This window comes from Oceanimonas sp. GK1 (genome assembly GCF_000243075.1).
Taxonomy (GTDB): Bacteria; Pseudomonadota; Gammaproteobacteria; order Enterobacterales; family Aeromonadaceae; genus Oceanimonas.
The window spans coordinates 1,173,876-1,190,000 of sequence record NC_016745.1 but is presented as its reverse complement, the minus strand read 5'-3'; the positions used below and the strand labels follow the sequence as shown (position 1 = coordinate 1,190,000).

The window sequence follows — 16,125 nt, the reverse complement described above, 5'->3', positions numbered from 1 at the left end:
CCGACCGGCTGCTGGAGCTGCTCGCCAATCACGGTCAGGATGAGCAAGCACTGGAACAACTGATTGCCGATACTCGCGCCCTGACCGACCGCCTGACCAGCCAAATGGAGCTGGGCCGGGATCGCCTGCTGGAGCTCAATTCCAGCGGCGCCCTGCAGCACCATAATCTGGCCGAGCAGCTGGCCGAAGCCGACGAAGATCCCACCCTGGCCATTTTTGCCATCAAGCTGTTTGATGAAATTGGAGTCCATCAGGACGACAAGGGTGAAAACGCCATTGTGCTGCGCCCCACCGAACAAATGCTGGTGCCGAGTTTTCCCGGCCTGCCCGAGGATGGCGCCAGCATCACCTTTGATCGCAACACCACCCTGAGCCGGGATGATCTGCAGTTTTTGAGCTGGGATCATCCCATGATCCGCGGCGGCATCGACCTGGTGCTGGGCTCAGAGATCGGCACCACCTCGGTGGCCATTCTCAAAAACAAGGCGCTGCCGGTGGGCACCCAGTTCGTGGAGCCCATTTTCGTGGCCGAATCTGCCCACCATGCCCAGCTGTACCGCTTTCTGCCGCCGGCCCCCATTCGACTGCTGCTCGACAAAAACGGCAACAACCTGGCCGACAAGGTCAGCTTTGAGGCCTTTGACAAGCAACTCAGTCCGGTTAACCGTCACCTGGGCAGCAAGCTGGTGAATGCATCCCAAACCCTGATCCATCAACAGTTGCAAAGCGCCCTGCCGCTGGCCGAGCAACAGATGGAGCAACTGGTGGCCGAGGCCCGTGACCGCATGCATCAGGCGATGGATCAGGAGCTGAGCCGGCTGCAGCAGCTGGCGAAGGTCAACCCCAATGTGCGCCAGAGCGAGATCGACCATGTGCAGGAGCTGAAAACCGAGCTCGACAGCCTGCTCAGCCATACCCGCTTAAAACTGGACGCCATTCGGTTTATTGTGGTCAGCCATCAGTAAAGAAGAGCCAAGCCATGGTATTGCTGCGTTACGATCCGCCACAGGATCCCCAGTTTGAAATCCTGTACCAGGACGACAGCCTGATCGTGCTGAACAAGCCCAGTGGCCTGCTCAGTGTGCCCGGGCGGGATCCGGTGCACTTTGACAGTCTGTCGCTCAGGGTGTCGCGGGTGTTTCCTTCGGTGCAGGTGGTACACCGGCTCGACATGGCCACCTCCGGCGTCATCGTCATGGCGCTGCATCCCAAGGCACACCGGGAGCTCAGCCGCCAGTTTCGCGAGCGGGAAACCGAAAAACGTTACTATGCCTGGGTCTATGGCCGACCGACGCAGGACGAGGGCAGCATCGATCTGCCCCTGTGCTGCGACTGGCCCAACCGGCCCCGGCACATGGTCAGCCTCGAGCACGGTAAAAAGGCGCTGACCCACTGGCGTTGCCTGCGCCGTGAAAATAAGCGCACCCTGGTGGAGCTGACCCCGGTCACCGGCCGCTCTCATCAGCTGCGCGTGCACATGCTGAGCCTGGGGCATCCGATTCTCGGCGACAACCTCTATGCCGAGGGGGAGGCGCTGACCATGGCGCCTCACCTGCAGTTGCACGCCGCCCGGCTGGTGTTTCACCACCCCAGATACAAGCACCGGCTGGAGTTCCATGCCCCGGCGCCCTTTGAGGTGAGCTGATGTTACGGGCGGGGGTGCTGATGCTGGGCTGGCTGGCGGTGGCCACGGCCAGCGCCCAGGTCGACTGGACCGCCTACCGGGAATTTCAGGCCGACAGCCGGCAACTGCGCTTTGACGCCGAGCGCCCCGAGGCCCTCGGCACCTTGCTGATCTGGCCCGAGCAACAGCAGGCCCATCACTGGCTGGCCATGGCGCCCTGGTGGCAACAACGCGGCTGGAATCTGGTGCTGCTGCTGCCCGACCCGCAACAGCATCATTTTAACCCGGCGGACGAGCAGGTTTCCGAGCTTCGGCAACAGTGGCTGGAGCAGGTGGCCAGCCGGCTCGCCGCTTTACAAGACGATAACCCCGAGATACCGCAACTGGTGCTCACTCAGGGCAGCGCCAGCCTCTGGTATCAACAGCTGGTGGAAACGGACAGCTTACCGCCGCCCACCGGCCTGGTGGTGGTGGACGCCACTCCCGCTTCGGCCGAGCAACAGCGCATGCTGGCCATGAGCCTGTCCCGGGCAGGCTGGCCGGTGCTGGATCTGTTCAGCAGGCAGGATGACCTGACTCAAGCCAACCGCAAGCAGCGCCAGCACAAGGCGGCCCGTCAGGCCGCGGATTACACCGCCGAGCAGCTGGCGGATCCGTCCCGGCCCGAACGCCAGATTGCCGCCTGGCTGGTACGCCGGGGCTGGATGCCCCTGCCCCCCGGCGCTCCCGACTATCTGAAAGGAAGAACCCTGCATGAAACTGGTATTTCTCGACCGACAGACCCTGGCGCCGAGCGTGACCCTGCGCCGCCCGGCCTTTGACCACGACTGGCAGGAATATGCCGAAACCGCTCCCGACCAGGTGGTGGCACGCCTGCAGCAGGCTGAGGTGGCCATCGTCAACAAAGTGCACATCGGCGCTGCCGAGCTGGCCAGGCTGCCCGGCCTGAAACTCATTGCCCTGGCCGCCACCGGCAGCGACAACCTGGATCTGGCCGCCTGCCGCGCCGCCGGGGTGGCGGTGTGCAATATTCGCAATTACTCGGAAAGCGCGGTGCCCGAGCACGCCCTGTCACTGATGATGGCGCTCAGCCGCAACCTGCCTGCCTACCGGCGTTCGGTGGCCGATGGCCGATGGCAGCAATCAGGACAGTTCTGCTATTTCGACTATCCGGTGCGGGATCTGAAAGGCCAGACCCTGGGGCTGATTGGCTATGGCACCATCGCACAAGACCTGGCGCGGCTGGTCCGAGCCTTGGGCATGAGCGTTATCGTGGCGGCCCGCAAGGGTCAGCCGGCCACCGAGGGCCGCCTGCCCTTTGAGCAAGTGCTGGCCGAGGCCGATGTGCTCAGCCTGCACTGCCCGCTCACCCCGGAAACCCGGCATCTGATCGGTGCCGCTGAGCTGGCGATGATGAAACCGGATGCCCTGCTGATCAACGTGGGCCGGGGTGGCCTGGTGGACGAGCAGGCGCTGCTGACCGCCCTGCAGCAACAACGCATCGGCGGCGCCGGTTTTGATGTGGTGAGTGCCGAGCCGCCGCCCGCCGATCATCCGCTGATGCAGGCGCTGCAATACCCCAACTTTATCCTGACGCCGCACATCGCCTGGGCCAGCCGGGCTTCCATGCAGCGGCTGGCGGATCAGTTGATCGACAACATCGAGGCCTTTGCCAAAGGGCGGGAGCAGAACCGGCTGGTGTGACACGTGGAAACGTAAGAGGTGAGACGTCTGGATGGACTGGCCCGAAAAAAGTAGACACCTTCATTTAATGAGAAGGTGTTATGAAGTACAAACCCCACCGTCACTTTAGCGATGCATTCAAACGTGAGGCCGTCGAGGCCTCGCTATCCACCACAGAGACACAAGCTCAGCTTGCTGGCAGACTCGGGATCCATCCTAACCAATTGAGTCGCTGGCGCAGAGAGTGGATCATGACCAAGAAATCATCTGACAAAGCAGTTGAAAACATCGGACCAGAAAAAAGCCTGCAGGAGCTGGAGCGCGAGGTGGCTCGGCTGAAGAAGCAGCTTGAGCGGAAAGAGCTGGAGAACGAAATCCTAAAAAAGGCACAAGAGTACTTCGCCAAGCACGGCAAGTAAGGTTTGCCTTTATCGAGGCTCACCGAAGTCAACGCTGGCGGGTCTCGATAATGTGTGAAGTACTCGATGTGTCACGAGCGGGATATTATCGCTGGCGAGCACGTCAGCACTCGCCGGGAGCGCGTACCATCGAGCGACGGACGCTGAGCACCTTCCTGCTCGAGCGAGCCAGGCAACTGAAGAATGTGCCGGGTTATCGCAAGATGTGGCTGGAAGCACGGGATGCCGGGTTCTGCTGCGGCAAGAACCAGGTTCAGGGCTTGCTGAAAGACGCTGGTTATCGTTCATGCACGGCTCCTAAAGCAGGATATCAAAAGCCAGCATCATCCTTGCCTGTGTTGCCGAATCTGCTGAATCGCCAGTTCTCGGTGGGGTCAGCGAACCGAGTTTGGGTATCAGATATCACCCAAATCCGGTGCAGTGAAGGCTGGCTCTACATTGCTGCAGTCCTGGACCTGGGCACACGCCGCGTGGTGGGCCGAGCCATGGGTGCGATCAATAGCGCTCAGCTGGTGCTGGAGGCCCTTGAGCAGGCATGGCAACATCAGCTGCCAGATGGGACACAGCTGTTGTTCCACTCGGACCAGGGGAGTCAGTATCGGAGCGAAGAGGTGATGAGATGGCTCAATACACGGGGAATCACCATCAGCATGTCACGCCGAGGTAACTGCTGGGATAACGCCTGTTCGGAAAGCTTCTTCGCGCTGCTCAAGAAGGAATGGACACATCCATTAGGAATGCTCGGAAGAGACGAAATGGCAGATGAAGTCCGGTATTATACGGACGAGTATTACCCGAAAGTGCGGCGCCACATGGCGCTGGGAGGAATAACTCCCAATGCCTACGCAGCTGCCGCTTAACTTAAGTGTCTACTTTATCGGGGCCACTCCAGGACGTTTTCGTCTCACATCTCACCTCCTACCTCTTACGTACATCAGCGGAGGTTGCGGGCGGCCTTGATGGTTTCCCAGGCCTGCTGAATGTCCTGGGCCTTTTCCTTGGCCATCTCCATCATCTCCTTCGGCAGCCCCTGGGCCACCAGCTTGTCGGGGTGGTGTTTGGACATCTGCCGGCGGTAGGCCCGTTTCACGGTGGCGTCGTCGGCCCCCTCTTCCACCTCCAGAATACGGTAGGCATCCCGCAGCCTGTCTTTCGGCGGCGTGGCAAAGCCCCCCGCTCCCTGTCCCCCGGCCCGGCCCTGGCGGTACATGTGCAGCTGGGCCTCGGCAAAGGCCAACAGTTGCTCCAGCTCCTGCTCGGAAAACCCCAGCTCAACCGCAATTGTGCGCAGCAGCCGGCGTTCCGCCGGGTGCAGTTCGCCGTCGGCAAACACCAGTTGCAGCTGTACCTCCATAAAAAAACGCAACAGGTTGCGGCTGTCTCTCACCTGAGTACGAAACCGGCGCAGGGTGTCGGTCAATGGAAAATCGCTTTCCTTGCCATCGCGAAACGCCTGCTGGGCCTCGGCCTTCTGCTCGGGACGCAACCGCATCTGCACCATCAGCTGCTCCGCCAGCCGAATCTCCTCACTGGTCACGCGGCCGCTGGATTTGGCCAGGTGTCCCATGGTGGCAAAGGTGGCGTACAGAAACTCCTGGCGGGCATCCTTCACAAAGCCCCAGGCGCCGGCCAGCTTTTTATCCACCAGGTGCCCCAGCCAGAGTCCGAGCAGGGCGCCGGGAAGGTTGCCGATCAGCAGACCAAACAAAAAGCCAATGATTTTTCCCTTGATGTGTGCCGGCATTTAGCGTTCTCCCCGCTCAAACAGCAAAACGAAAGGAATGGCGGTACGGGTCTCGGGCAAGGGGCGTAATGTCATGACGTCGATTTTCAAGGGTGGATCCAGTCGGGCCGAGCCCGGCATAGAGCTGGCAGCGAGAATGCTTTATCATAGCGCGCTACCATAAAAGAATGACACCAAAAGCTCAACCAGCCCGCGGGACGCCGGGCGGTGTCGCCAACACCAGGAACGAGAGCATCACCCCATGAGAATACGGATTATCGGCCTTCCCCTGTTGTTCGCTTCCGGCCTGGCCCAGGCCCAGTATGCCGGCACCGAGCTGCTTGACGAGCCGGCCGTCGGCGCCGATCCCCTGCCCTTCAGCCGCTGCTTCAGCCATGTGCCGTTACGGGTGGAAGGGGACAAGGATCCCAATGCGCCCATTACCGTGACCGCCGACGTGCTCAACGCCACCCGGGACGGCAAAATTCTCTACCGGGGCGACGTGGAGGTGATACAGGGAGAGCGTCGCTTCCGTACCGACTATCTGGAGCTGGAGCAGCAGAGCCGGGACGTGCGGGCCGAGGGCAATATTCATCTCACCGACGGCACCATTACCGTGGAAAGCGATACCGTGCTGACCGGCAACCTCACCACCAAGGATACCGACCTGGATCAGGCCCGTTATCAGCTGCACGGCGATCCGGGCCGGGGCGAAGCCCGCCGGGTGCAACTGGCCGGCGAGCGCGGCGAGGTGGACTTGCAGGGTGCCAGCTACACCACCTGCCCGCCGGGCGAGGAAGTCTGGCAGCTGAAGGCCAGTACCGTGTCGGTAGAGCAGGACGAGGTCTTTGGCGAGGCCTGGAACGCCGTGCTGTGGCTGGGTGAGATGCCGGTGTTTTATTTCCCCTACATCAAGTTCCCGGTAAAGAATGAGCGTCAGAGCGGCTTTCTTTATCCGTCTTTTGATATCAGCAACAGCAACGGCACCGACGTTCGCCTGCCCTATTACTGGAACATCGCTCCCAACTACGACGCCACCATCACGCCCCGCTACATGGAAAAGCGCGGCACCATGGCCCAGCTGGAGTTCCGCTATCTGCCGGTGGAAGGCCAGAGCGGCGTGCTGTACGGCGAGTACCTGTCCCAGGACGACAGCCTGGCCGAGGATCCCAACTTTGCTGATGAAGAATGGCGGGACGATGCCCGCTGGCTGTTCAGCTGGCGCCACTCTGCCCGCTTCGACGCCGACGGGCACTGGCGCGGCAACGTCAATTACACCCAGGTGGCCGGCTGGGATTACGCCTATCTGGACGACTTTGCGCCGCCGGTGGGCGCCCTGGTCGACAACCAGTTGCTGCAGTCGCTGCAGGGCGGCTATTACGACCGGTACTGGCAGCTCACCACCGAAGTGCGTGATTACCAGATATTGCGCCCGGAGCTTGAGACCCAGCCGTTCCAGCTGATGCCGGCGCTGGTACTGAACAGTTACCGGGGGCTGGGCGATTTTGATCTGGCGCTGGACTCGGAACTGTCACGCTTTGAAAACGCCAATGAAAACACCTATCAGGCCAGCCGCTTTCACGCCGAGCCCCGGCTGATCTATTCACTGGTCGACCAGCCCGGACTGCAGTTGAAGGCCGATGTGGGCGCCTACTACACCCATTACGAGCAGGATATTCCCACCACCCTGGCGCCCTATTACCGCAATACCTGGGGCTTTGACAGCAACACCCTGGACTCCAGCGTAGACCGCCTGCTGCCCCGGCTGCGCATCAACGGCGGCCTGGTGTTTGACCGCCATGCCCGCTGGTTCGAGCAGAACTTTACCCAGACCCTAGAGCCGCAAATCCAGTACCTGTATGTGCCCTATGAAAACCAGGACAACATCGGCCTGTACGACAGCACCACCATGCGCCAGGACTACTACAGCCTGTTCAGCGACCGTCGTTTTGCCGGCCTGGATCGCATCAGTGATGCCAACCAGCTGACCGCGGGCTTTACCAGCCGCATTTACGACGATACCGGCACCGAGCGGCTGCGCCTGGCCCTGGCCCAGACCTTTAACTTTACCGCCCCCCGGGTCAAGCTCTATCCCGGCGAGCAACTGGACGAGACCAAACGCTCCTTCCTCACCTTTGAGGGGGACCTCAACCTCGACAACAACTGGTTTGTGCATGGCGAGGCCCAGCAGGACACCCGCAACCAACGGCTGGCAGCGGGCAACCTCACCCTGGAATACAACGAACAGGGCAAACTGGCCCAGCTCGGCTTCCGCCACCTGAATCAACACTATTTTTCCGACAGCCTGGCTGACGATCTCAACCAGCTGGGCGGTACCGTATTCTGGCCGCTGGCTCCCCAGTGGGGGCTGATCGGCGGTCATTACCGGGATATTGAACTCCATCGCAACATCGATACTCTCATAGGACTGCGCTACGACTCCTGTTGCTGGGCGGTCAGCCTGGTATGGGAGCAGTGGCAGAAGGAAGACAAGCTGACGACCCCGACCATCACCGAGCAGGAAACCAGCATCGGGCTGCGCTTCGAGCTGAAAGGGTTCAGCTCCCTGGGTACCGGCAGCGGCGAGTTCAAACCGGGCACCCAGCTGTTGCCTTACTATCGCCCGTTCAACCTTAACAACTGATTTTTCATTGCGCACAGGATTTGTCATGAACCAAAGATGTAAACAATTGCTGATGGCCACCGCTCTGGGCCTGCTGTCGGTAACCGGCCAGGCCGCCGAGCTGCTGGACCGCACCGTCGCCCAGGTCAACAACGCCGTGGTGCTGGAAAGCCAGCTCGACGCCCTGGTGAACCAGGTACGCCAGAGTGCCCAGGCCGCCGGCCAGCCCCTGCCCGATGATCAGCGCCTGCGCAAACAGGCCCTGGAGCGGCTGATCCTGGAAAGCCTGCAACTGCAGCTGGCGGAGCGGCTGGGCCTGCGCATTACCGACACCCAGCTGGAGCAGGCACTGGCCAATATCGCGCAGGCCGAAGGCAAAACCCCGGAGCAACTGCGTGCCGGCATCACCGCCAGCGGCCAGAGCTGGGCCGGATTTCGCGAGCAGGTACGCAACGAGATCCTGATGAGCGAGCTGGCCCGCAACCAGGTGCGCCGGCGCATCAACATTTCCGATCAGGAAGTGAAACAGGTGGTACAGATGATCCGCGAGCAGGGCCAGAGCGCGGCCCGTTACCGGGTGGGCAACATACTGCTGCCGCTGCCCGCCAACCCCAGCGGTGAACAACTGCGCCAGGCCAACCGCCAGGCCGAACAACTGCTGAGTGAGCTTAAAAGCGGCGCCGACTTTCGTCAGCTGGCCATTGCTCACAGCGCCGGCCCCAAGGCCCTGGAAGGGGGCGACTGGGGCATGATGAGCATGGGGGAAATGCCCTCCCTGTTCAGCGAAGCGGTGAGAAATCATGCAAAAGGTGATATCATCGGCCCCATTCGCTCCGGCGCCGGCCTGCACATTCTTACCATCCTCGACATGGAGGGCGGTAAAGCCCAGGCGGTACAGGCGCTGGAGGTCCGGGCCCGGCACATTCTGATCAAGCCTTCCGTGATCCTCAGTGAAGACAAGGCCAAGGCCATGCTGGAAGGGTTTGCCCGCTCCATTGCCGATGGCGATGCCACCATGGCGCAGCTGGCCGAGCAGTTTTCTGACGATGCCGGCTCCGCCGTTAATGGCGGTGATCTGGGGTGGGCCTCGCCCGAGCTGTATGTCAGCAGCTTCCGTGACACCGTCCGCCGGCTGCAGCCGGGGGAACTGAGTCAGCCATTCCGCTCCGAGCATGGCTGGCACCTGGTGCGGCTGGAAGACAAGCGTGTGCTGGATGCCACCGAGCAGGCCACCGAACAGCGGGCCTATCAACTGATTTTCAATCGTCGCTTTACCGAAGAAGTGCAGACCTGGCTCGACGAGCTCAAGGATCAGGCCTACATCCGTATTGTCGACGCTCAATTATTCGATGGTGATTCGTGAGTTGTAAACGCATAGCCATAACCCCGGGCGAGCCCGCCGGTATCGGCCCCGAGCTGATGCTGGCGCTGGCCGATCTCGACTGGCCGGCCGAGCTGGTAGTGATCGCCGATCCGGAGCTGATCCAGGCCCGGGCCCAGGCCCAGGGCCGTGACATTACCCTGCTGCCCTACCGGCAGCAGGCCGAGCCGGTGCCGCAAAAGGCCGGCACCCTGACCATAGCCCCGGTCAAGCTGGCCAGGCCGGCCGTTCCCGGCGTGCTCGACGAAGCCAATGGCCTGTACGTACTGGAAACCCTCAAGCGCGCCTCCGATGGCAACATGAGCGGCGAGTTCGACGCCGTGGTCACCGGGCCGGTCAACAAGGGCATCATCAACAAGGCCGGGGTGTCCTTCAGTGGCCATACCGAGTTTTTTGCCCAGCAGGCCAATGTGCCCGATGTGGTGATGCTGCTGGCCACCCCCGGCCTGCGGGTGGCCCAGGTGACCACCCATATTCCGCTGGCCTATGTGTCCAGGGCCATCACTCCGGAACGGCTGACCAAGATCACCCGTATTCTGCACGCCGAGCTGAAAAGCAAGTTTGGCATCGCCAATCCACGCATCTACGTCTGCGGCCTCAACCCCCACGCCGGGGAAGACGGCCACCTGGGCCGGGAAGAGATTGACGTCATCATTCCCACCCTGAATGAACTGCGGGCAGAAGGCATGGATCTGGTCGGGCCCCTGTCGGCCGACACCGTGTTCAACGAAAAATACATGAAGGACGCCGACGCCTTTCTGGCCATGTATCACGACCAGGGCCTGCCGGTGCTGAAATACATCGGCTTCGGCAAGGCGGTCAACATTACCCTGGGGCTGCCCTTTATTCGCACTTCTGTGGATCACGGCACCGCCCTGGAGCTGGCCGGCACCGACCAGATTGACGCGGGCAGCATGCTGTGCGCACTAAACCAAGCCATTGAGATGATAGAAAAACGCGATGAATAGCAAGGTCCATCAGGGGCACAAAGCCCGCAAACGTTTTGGCCAGAACTTTCTGCACGATGACTACACCATCGATCAGATAGTCAATGCCATTCATCCGACCGACGACTACACCATGGTGGAAATCGGCCCCGGTCTCGGCGCCCTTACCGGCCCGGTATGCGAACGTATTGAACGGCTCAACGTGGTGGAGCTGGACCGGGATCTGGCCGCGCGGCTGGAAACCCATCCCTTTCTCAAGGACAAGCTCAACATTCACCAGGCCGATGCTATGAAGTTCGACTTCACCCGCCTGCAGGAGCCGGGCAAGAAGCTGAAAATCTTCGGCAACCTGCCCTACAACATCTCTACCCAGCTGATGTTTCACCTGTTCGAGTTCTCCGCCCTGGTGGCCGACATGCACTTCATGCTGCAAAAGGAAGTGGTCAACCGCCTCGCCGCCGGCCCCGGCAGCAAGGCCTACGGCCGCCTGAGCGTGATGGCCCAGTATTACTGCGAGGTAATGCCGGTGCTGGAAGTGGGCCCGGAAGCCTTCCGGCCTGCGCCCAAGGTGGACTCGGCGGTAGTACGGTTGCTGCCCTATGAAACCCCGCCCCACCCGGTGAGCAACATCAAGGATCTGTCCCGGGTGACCGCCGACGCCTTTGGCCAGCGCCGCAAGACCATCCGTAACAGCCTGTGCCACCTGTTCAGCGCCGACGAGATCAGCGCCCTGGGCCTGGATCCTTCAGCCCGCCCCGAACAGCTGAGCCTGGCCCAGTACGCCACCCTCGCCAACGCCTTGGCCCGGAAAAAGGAGTCCTGATGTCCGCCCCCGCCATTCACATCACCCCAGTGCCCCGCTACCTGGCCGAACGCTCTTCACCGGAAGACGATCACTATGTGTTCGCCTACACCATCACCATTGCCAATCAGGGCGATGAGCGGGTCACCCTGATCAGCCGCCGGTGGTTGATCACCGATGCCAATGGCAAACGGGTGGAAGTGGAAGGCAGCGGCGTGGTGGGGGAGCAGCCCACCATTGCCGCTGGAGGCGTTTATACCTACACCAGCGGTGTCAGTCTGGAAACCCCGGTGGGCGTCATGGAAGGTTTTTACACGCTGCGCCGGGACGACGGCCGCGAGTTTGACGCTCCCATCCCCGCCTTTCGGCTGGCCCTGCCCAACCTGATCAACTGATGGCCACTTATATTGTCGGCGACCTGCAGGGCTGCCTGAGCGAACTGAACCGGCTGCTGGCCGAAGTGGGCTTCAGCCCGTCCCGGGACCAGCTCTGGCTCACCGGTGACCTGGTCGCCCGAGGGCCCGACTCCCTGGGCTGCCTGCGCCGGGTGATGGCCCTCGGCGATGCCGCCACCACCGTGCTGGGCAACCATGATCTGCACCTGCTGGCGGTGGCCAGCGGCCTACGCCCCCCCAAGCAGGCCGACCGTATTCACGACATTCTGCAGGCTGCCGACCGGGCCAACCTGCTGTACTGGCTGCGTCATCAGCCGTTGCTGGCCGAACATCCCGAGCACGGCTTCGTCATGACCCACGCCGGCATTCCCCCCCAGTGGACGGTCGCGCAGGCCCGGGACGCGGCCAGGGCCGCCGAGGACGAACTGCGCTCCGGCCACTACCGGGAGCGGCTACGGGACATGTACGGCAACCAGCCGGATGGCTGGCGTGAACAGCTCGACGAGCTTGAGCGACTGCGCTTTACCATCAACGCCTTTACCCGCATGCGCCTGTGCCATGCCGATGGCCGGCTGGATTTTGATTACAAGGAAGGCCTGAAGAGTGCGCCGGTGGATCTGCACCCCTGGTTTGATCTTCGGGGAGCGCATCAGGATCCGCCGCTGGTCTTCGGCCACTGGGCAGCCTTGGAAGGACACTGCAGCCAGCCCGGCATTCACGCGCTGGATACCGGCTGTGTCTGGGGAGGCAGCCTGACCCTGCTGTGCTGGGAAACAGGCGAACGCATCAGCACTCCCTGCCCGGTGCATGCCTAAGGAAGTAACTTGCTAAAAATACCGGGTCAAGCCCGGCATGACAGCCTTTAATAAAAAGCCCGGCACTTGCCGGGCTTTTTATCACATCCGTTCCAGCACCTGAAAGCGACAGTCGTAGCCGTTGCGCTCATCGGCGGGCCGGTACTGCTCGCTCACCAGCCGCCATTCCTGCTCATTCATGGCCGGGAAACGGGTATCACCGTCAATGCGGGCGTCGATACGGGTAATGTAGAGCCGCTGAGCCAGCGGCAGCAGCGCGGCATACAGCTGGCCCCCGCCCATCACCATCACTTCTTCGGCCTCTGCCAGCAGGGCCAGCGCCGCCTCGGGAGACGGCACCAGTTCGGTGCCGGCCGGTGCCTCAACAAGGGAGCGACTGACAATCACATTACGCCGTCCCGGCAAGGGACGGCCGATGGATTCATAAGTATTGCGCCCCATCACCACCGGTTTGCCCAGGGTGGTCTGCTTGAAATAGGCCAGATCCGCCGGCAGGTGCCAAGGCATGGCATTATTCAGGCCAATAATGCCATCCCGGGTCATGGCGACAATCATCGACAGCGTCATACCGGCCTTATTCGCGGGTGTAGATGACATGGCCGTCGTCTTCCTCATCATCCCAGTCATCATCATCGTCGCCGTCTGCTTCCACTTCGTTCAACGCCGCCTGGTGGTATTCATCCCACTTGAAGCTGACCGGCTCCCGGGCCGCTTCCAGCTCTTCCTGGCTGCGCGGGTGCGCTTCCAGGAACGCCATCAGCGCCTGGGTCAGTTCACGGGTGCCGTCCTTACTGATGGCGGCCATGCGGTGTACTGGGCCCTGCCAGTCCAGCAGCTCGGTCACACGGGCAATAACTTCTTCTGCCTGTTCGTCATCCACCAGATCCAGCTTGTTGAACACCAGCCAGCGCGGCTTGTTGGCCAGGGCGTCGCTGTACTGGCTGAGCTCATTGACGATGATATCGGCGTTGTCGGCGGGATCGGAGCCGTCGATGGGCAGCACATCGATAATGTGCAGCAGCACGCGACAGCGCTCCAGGTGCTTGAGAAAGCGAATCCCCAGACCGGCGCCATCGGCAGCGCCTTCAATCAGCCCCGGAATGTCCGCCACCACAAAGCTCTTCTGGCCGTCACAGCGCACCACCCCCAGGTTGGGTACCAGGGTGGTAAAGGGGTAGTCCGCCACCTTGGGCTTGGCTGCCGATACCGAACGGATAAAGGTGGATTTGCCGGCATTGGGCAAGCCCAGCAGGCCCACGTCGGCCAGCAGCAACAGCTCCAGCAACACGTTGCGCACCTCACCCGGGGTACCGTTGGTCTTCTGCCGTGGCGCCCGGTTGACCGAGCTCTTGAAGCGGGTATTGCCCAGGCCGTGAAAACCGCCCTTGGCCACCAGCAGTTTCTGACCGTGACGGGTCAGATCGCCGAGGATCTCGCCGGTCATCTCGTCCTTGGCACGGGTACCCACCGGCACCGTCAGCACCAGATCCTTGCCGCGCTTGCCGGTACAGTTACCGCCCCGACCGTTTTCGCCCCGCTCGGCCCGGTGGAAGCGCTCGAAGTGATAGTCGATCAGGGTATTGAGGTTCTCGTCGGCCAGCAGGTAGACGTCGCCGCCATCGCCGCCGTCGCCCCCATCCGGGCCACCATTGGGAATGTATTTCTCCCGGCGAAAGCTCACACAGCCGTTGCCGCCATCTCCCGCCTCGATGCGGATTTCCGCTTCATCGACAAATTTCATTTCACTGCTCTCCCATTCGTTTTCTGAGCCTGTCTATCCGGCTCATGCCGAACGTGCCTTGAATAAAGCAAAAAGCCCCGCCGGGTGGCGGGGCTTTTAGTAGTTCTGATTGTAACTTACTCGGTTACAATGCTGACGAACTTGCGGTTCTGGGGACCTTTAACCTCAAACTTCACCTTGCCATCGGCCTTGGCGAACAGAGTGTGGTCCTTGCCCAGGCCAACGTTGTCGCCGGCATGGAATTTGGTGCCGCGCTGACGAACGATGATGTTGCCCGCCAGGACAGATTCACCACCGTAACGCTTTACACCAAGACGTTTGCTTTCTGAGTCGCGACCGTTACGAGTAGAGCCGCCTGCTTTTTTGTGTGCCATGGAACTTAACTCCTCTCTTAGGCGCTGATACCAGTGATCTTCACTTCAGTGAACCACTGACGGTGACCCTGCTGTTTGCGAGAGTGCTTGCGACGACGGAACTTGACGATCTTGACCTTTTTGCCACGACCGTGAGCAACGACTTCTGCAGTCACTTTGCCGCCGTCAACATAGGGTACACCGACTTTAACGTCTTCACCTTGGGCCACCATCAGCACTTTGTCGAACTCGACAGCAGCGCCGGTTTCTACGTCCAGCTTTTCCAGACGAACAACCTGGCCTTCGGCTACACGGTGCTGTTTTCCGCCGCTTTGGATTACCGCGTACATGATTTTAACTCCGAATATGGCACTTTTGCCCGTAAAGGGCCGTGCACTAAAACTGTTCTACAATGGCCGCGCATTGTACGCAAATTGATCCCCCGAGACAAGGGGCGAGAGCGCAAAAAAATGATGCCCGTCCGCCTTGCGGAGCTCGCCCGCCCGGACAGGTTTATCCCTTTGACGAATCGTGTAAAATCCTACCACCAATGAATTCACACTGCATCGTCCGGCTTATAACTTTATGGTAGATATCAACAGGATCAAACAACTGACCGAGCAGGACATGCAAGCGGTCAACGAGCTCATTATGACCCGGCTGCAATCGGATGTGAGCCTCATTAACCAGCTGGGTTTTTACATCGTCAGCGCCGGCGGCAAACGCATGCGTCCCATGCTGACCGTGCTGACGGCGCGGGCCCTGGGCTATGAAGGCCAGGATCATATCAAGCTCGCCGCCCTGCTCGAATTCATTCACACCTCCACCCTGCTGCACGACGACGTGGTCGACGAGTCGGATCTGCGCCGGGGCCGGGACACCGCCAATGCCCTGTTCGGTAATGCCGCCAGCGTGCTGGTGGGCGACTTCCTCTACACCCGCTCCTTTCAGATGATGACCGAGCTCGACAGCATGCGCATCATGCAACTGCTGAGCGACGCCACCAACGTGATCGCCGAGGGGGAAGTGCTGCAGTTGATGAACTGCAACGATCCCGACACCACCGAAGCCAGCTATATGCAGGTGATCTACTGCAAGACCGCCAAGCTGTTTGAGGCGGCTACCCGCCTAGCGGCGGTACTGACCCAACAGCCCGACGCCATTGAACAGGCCATGCTCGACTACGGCAAGTACCTGGGCACCGCCTTCCAGCTGATGGACGACGTGATGGATTATTGCTCCGAGGCAGCCGACATGGGTAAGAACGTGGGCGACGATCTGGCCGAAGGCAAACCCACCCTGCCCCTGCTGCGGGCCATGGCAAAGGGCACCGATGCCCAGCGGGAGCGCATTCGCGACGCCATCGCCAACCGCACCGGCATGGCTCACCTGGATGAGATCATGGCCATTCTTGAGCAGACCGAAGCGCTGGACTACTGCCGGCAGCGTGCCCGGGAAGAGGCCCAAAAGGCCATCAACGCCCTGAGCGTGCTCCCCGACTCCGAGCACAAGGCCGCGCTGGTAGACCTGGCCCATATGGCGGTAGAGCGCAGCAGCTGAGGCTGGCAGTGAAATGTGAGGGGTAAGGAGTGAGGAGCCGAAGCGAGCTGCTTTTTTCT

General features: G+C 61.2%; 17 protein-coding genes (1 of these 17 cut by a window edge). 12 read left to right on the top strand and 5 right to left on the bottom strand.

Features of this window, described 5'->3' with window-relative positions:
* The 5 genes from rapA to GU3_RS05700 form a co-directional block, all read left to right on the top strand.
* Window positions 1-965, top strand: the final stretch of a protein-coding gene (gene rapA, locus GU3_RS05725) for an RNA polymerase-associated protein RapA (RefSeq protein ID WP_014291587.1). 1,909 nt of this gene lie to the left of the window's left edge; only the last 965 of its 2,874 coding nucleotides appear in the window; its start codon lies beyond the left edge, outside the window; its stop codon occupies window positions 963-965.
* Between the two features lie 20 nt (window positions 966-985).
* The gene (locus tag GU3_RS05720; protein ID WP_202798289.1) at window positions 986-1,645 is read left to right on the top strand and encodes an RluA family pseudouridine synthase; all 660 of its coding nucleotides are present in this window, start codon (window positions 986-988) and stop codon (window positions 1,643-1,645) included.
* Window positions 1,645-2,445: a DUF3530 family protein gene (locus tag GU3_RS05715; protein ID WP_014291585.1), complete on the top strand. Its 801-nt coding sequence runs from the start codon at window positions 1,645-1,647 to the stop codon at window positions 2,443-2,445. Before GU3_RS05720 ends, GU3_RS05715 begins: the two co-directional genes overlap by 1 nt.
* Complete coding sequence (locus GU3_RS05710; RefSeq protein ID WP_014291584.1) at window positions 2,378-3,328, top strand: D-2-hydroxyacid dehydrogenase; 951 nt, start codon at window positions 2,378-2,380, stop codon at window positions 3,326-3,328. The genes GU3_RS05715 and GU3_RS05710 overlap by 68 nt, the downstream gene beginning before the upstream one ends.
* Before the next feature lie 80 nt (window positions 3,329-3,408).
* Window positions 3,409-4,586, top strand: a protein-coding gene (locus tag GU3_RS05700) for an IS3 family transposase (protein ID WP_148265847.1) whose coding sequence is annotated in 2 segments (ribosomal slippage) — window positions 3,409-3,700 and window positions 3,700-4,586 — 1,179 coding nt in all. Because the reading frame shifts where the segments join, the coding sequence is not laid out codon by codon here.
* 74 nt (window positions 4,587-4,660) lie between these two features.
* Here the strand turns inward: GU3_RS05700 and djlA are convergent.
* Window positions 4,661-5,470: a co-chaperone DjlA gene (gene djlA / locus GU3_RS05695; RefSeq protein WP_014291583.1), complete on the bottom strand. Its 810-nt coding sequence runs from the start codon at window positions 5,468-5,470 to the stop codon at window positions 4,661-4,663.
* Between the two features lie 241 nt (window positions 5,471-5,711).
* Between djlA and lptD the strand changes: the two genes are divergently transcribed.
* From lptD to GU3_RS05665, 6 genes are read left to right on the top strand one after another with little or no spacing between them, the layout of a single operon-like run.
* Window positions 5,712-8,093, top strand: a complete 2,382-nt coding sequence (gene lptD / locus GU3_RS05690) for an LPS assembly protein LptD (protein WP_014291582.1) — start codon at window positions 5,712-5,714, stop codon at window positions 8,091-8,093.
* Window positions 8,094-8,118: 25 nt separating this feature from the next.
* On the top strand, window positions 8,119-9,435 hold the full coding sequence (gene surA, locus GU3_RS05685; protein ID WP_041542970.1) for a peptidylprolyl isomerase SurA: 1,317 nt from the start codon (window positions 8,119-8,121) through the stop codon (window positions 9,433-9,435).
* A complete protein-coding gene (gene pdxA / locus GU3_RS05680; RefSeq protein WP_014291580.1) occupies window positions 9,432-10,421 on the top strand; it encodes a 4-hydroxythreonine-4-phosphate dehydrogenase PdxA in 990 nt (329 codons plus the stop codon). Before surA ends, pdxA begins: the two co-directional genes overlap by 4 nt.
* On the top strand, window positions 10,414-11,223 hold the full coding sequence (gene rsmA / locus GU3_RS05675) for a 16S rRNA (adenine(1518)-N(6)/adenine(1519)-N(6))-dimethyltransferase RsmA (protein ID WP_014291579.1): 810 nt from the start codon (window positions 10,414-10,416) through the stop codon (window positions 11,221-11,223). The genes pdxA and rsmA overlap by 8 nt, the downstream gene beginning before the upstream one ends.
* Window positions 11,223-11,597: a Co2+/Mg2+ efflux protein ApaG gene (apaG, locus tag GU3_RS05670; protein ID WP_014291578.1), complete on the top strand. Its 375-nt coding sequence runs from the start codon at window positions 11,223-11,225 to the stop codon at window positions 11,595-11,597. The genes rsmA and apaG overlap by 1 nt, the downstream gene beginning before the upstream one ends.
* A complete protein-coding gene (locus GU3_RS05665; RefSeq protein WP_014291577.1) occupies window positions 11,597-12,412 on the top strand; it encodes a symmetrical bis(5'-nucleosyl)-tetraphosphatase in 816 nt (271 codons plus the stop codon). The genes apaG and GU3_RS05665 overlap by 1 nt, the downstream gene beginning before the upstream one ends.
* An 81-nt stretch (window positions 12,413-12,493) precedes the next feature.
* Here the strand turns inward: GU3_RS05665 and folA are convergent, their stop codons facing one another.
* The 4 genes from folA to rplU all read right to left on the bottom strand — a co-directional run bounded on the left by folA (window position 12,494) and on the right by rplU (window position 14,856).
* The gene (gene folA / locus GU3_RS05660) at window positions 12,494-12,979 is read right to left on the bottom strand and encodes a type 3 dihydrofolate reductase (RefSeq protein ID WP_014291576.1); all 486 of its coding nucleotides are present in this window, start codon (window positions 12,977-12,979) and stop codon (window positions 12,494-12,496) included.
* A gap of 7 nt (window positions 12,980-12,986) precedes the next feature.
* Window positions 12,987-14,153 carry an Obg family GTPase CgtA gene (gene cgtA, locus GU3_RS05655; protein ID WP_014291575.1) on the bottom strand — a complete coding sequence of 389 codons (1,167 nt, stop codon included), beginning with the start codon at window positions 14,151-14,153 and terminating at the stop codon, window positions 12,987-12,989.
* A 116-nt stretch (window positions 14,154-14,269) separates the two neighbouring features.
* Complete coding sequence (gene rpmA / locus GU3_RS05650) at window positions 14,270-14,527, bottom strand: 50S ribosomal protein L27 (protein ID WP_014291574.1); 258 nt, start codon at window positions 14,525-14,527, stop codon at window positions 14,270-14,272.
* Between the two features lie 17 nt (window positions 14,528-14,544).
* A complete protein-coding gene (gene rplU / locus GU3_RS16705; protein ID WP_014291573.1) occupies window positions 14,545-14,856 on the bottom strand; it encodes a 50S ribosomal protein L21 in 312 nt (103 codons plus the stop codon).
* A 235-nt stretch (window positions 14,857-15,091) separates the two neighbouring features.
* Here rplU and ispB point away from each other — a divergent pair, with 235 nt between their 5' ends.
* Window positions 15,092-16,066, top strand: coding sequence for an octaprenyl diphosphate synthase (gene ispB, locus GU3_RS05640; RefSeq protein WP_014291572.1), 975 nt, complete (start codon window positions 15,092-15,094; stop codon window positions 16,064-16,066).
* The last annotated feature ends 59 nt before the right edge of the window (window positions 16,067-16,125 follow it).

Excerpts from the sequence above, each read along its gene's own strand:
- GU3_RS05715 (WP_014291585.1), top strand. The coding sequence starts at position 1,645 with ATGTTACGGGCGGGGGTGCTGATGCTGGGCTGGCTGGCGGTGGCCACG.
- GU3_RS05710 (WP_014291584.1), top strand. The coding sequence starts at position 2,378 with ATGAAACTGGTATTTCTCGACCGACAGACCCTGGCGCCGAGCGTGACC.
- djlA (WP_014291583.1), bottom strand. The coding sequence starts at position 5,470 with ATGCCGGCACACATCAAGGGAAAAATCATTGGCTTTTTGTTTGGTCTG.
- lptD (WP_014291582.1), top strand. The coding sequence starts at position 5,712 with ATGAGAATACGGATTATCGGCCTTCCCCTGTTGTTCGCTTCCGGCCTG.
- surA (WP_041542970.1), top strand. The coding sequence starts at position 8,119 with ATGAACCAAAGATGTAAACAATTGCTGATGGCCACCGCTCTGGGCCTG.
- rsmA (WP_014291579.1), top strand. The coding sequence starts at position 10,414 with ATGAATAGCAAGGTCCATCAGGGGCACAAAGCCCGCAAACGTTTTGGC.
- apaG (WP_014291578.1), top strand. The coding sequence starts at position 11,223 with ATGTCCGCCCCCGCCATTCACATCACCCCAGTGCCCCGCTACCTGGCC.
- GU3_RS05665 (WP_014291577.1), top strand. The coding sequence starts at position 11,597 with ATGGCCACTTATATTGTCGGCGACCTGCAGGGCTGCCTGAGCGAACTG.
- folA (WP_014291576.1), bottom strand. The coding sequence starts at position 12,979 with ATGACGCTGTCGATGATTGTCGCCATGACCCGGGATGGCATTATTGGC.
- cgtA (WP_014291575.1), bottom strand. The coding sequence starts at position 14,153 with ATGAAATTTGTCGATGAAGCGGAAATCCGCATCGAGGCGGGAGATGGC.
- rpmA (WP_014291574.1), bottom strand. The coding sequence starts at position 14,527 with ATGGCACACAAAAAAGCAGGCGGCTCTACTCGTAACGGTCGCGACTCA.
- rplU (WP_014291573.1), bottom strand. The coding sequence starts at position 14,856 with ATGTACGCGGTAATCCAAAGCGGCGGAAAACAGCACCGTGTAGCCGAA.
- ispB (WP_014291572.1), top strand. The coding sequence starts at position 15,092 with ATGGTAGATATCAACAGGATCAAACAACTGACCGAGCAGGACATGCAA.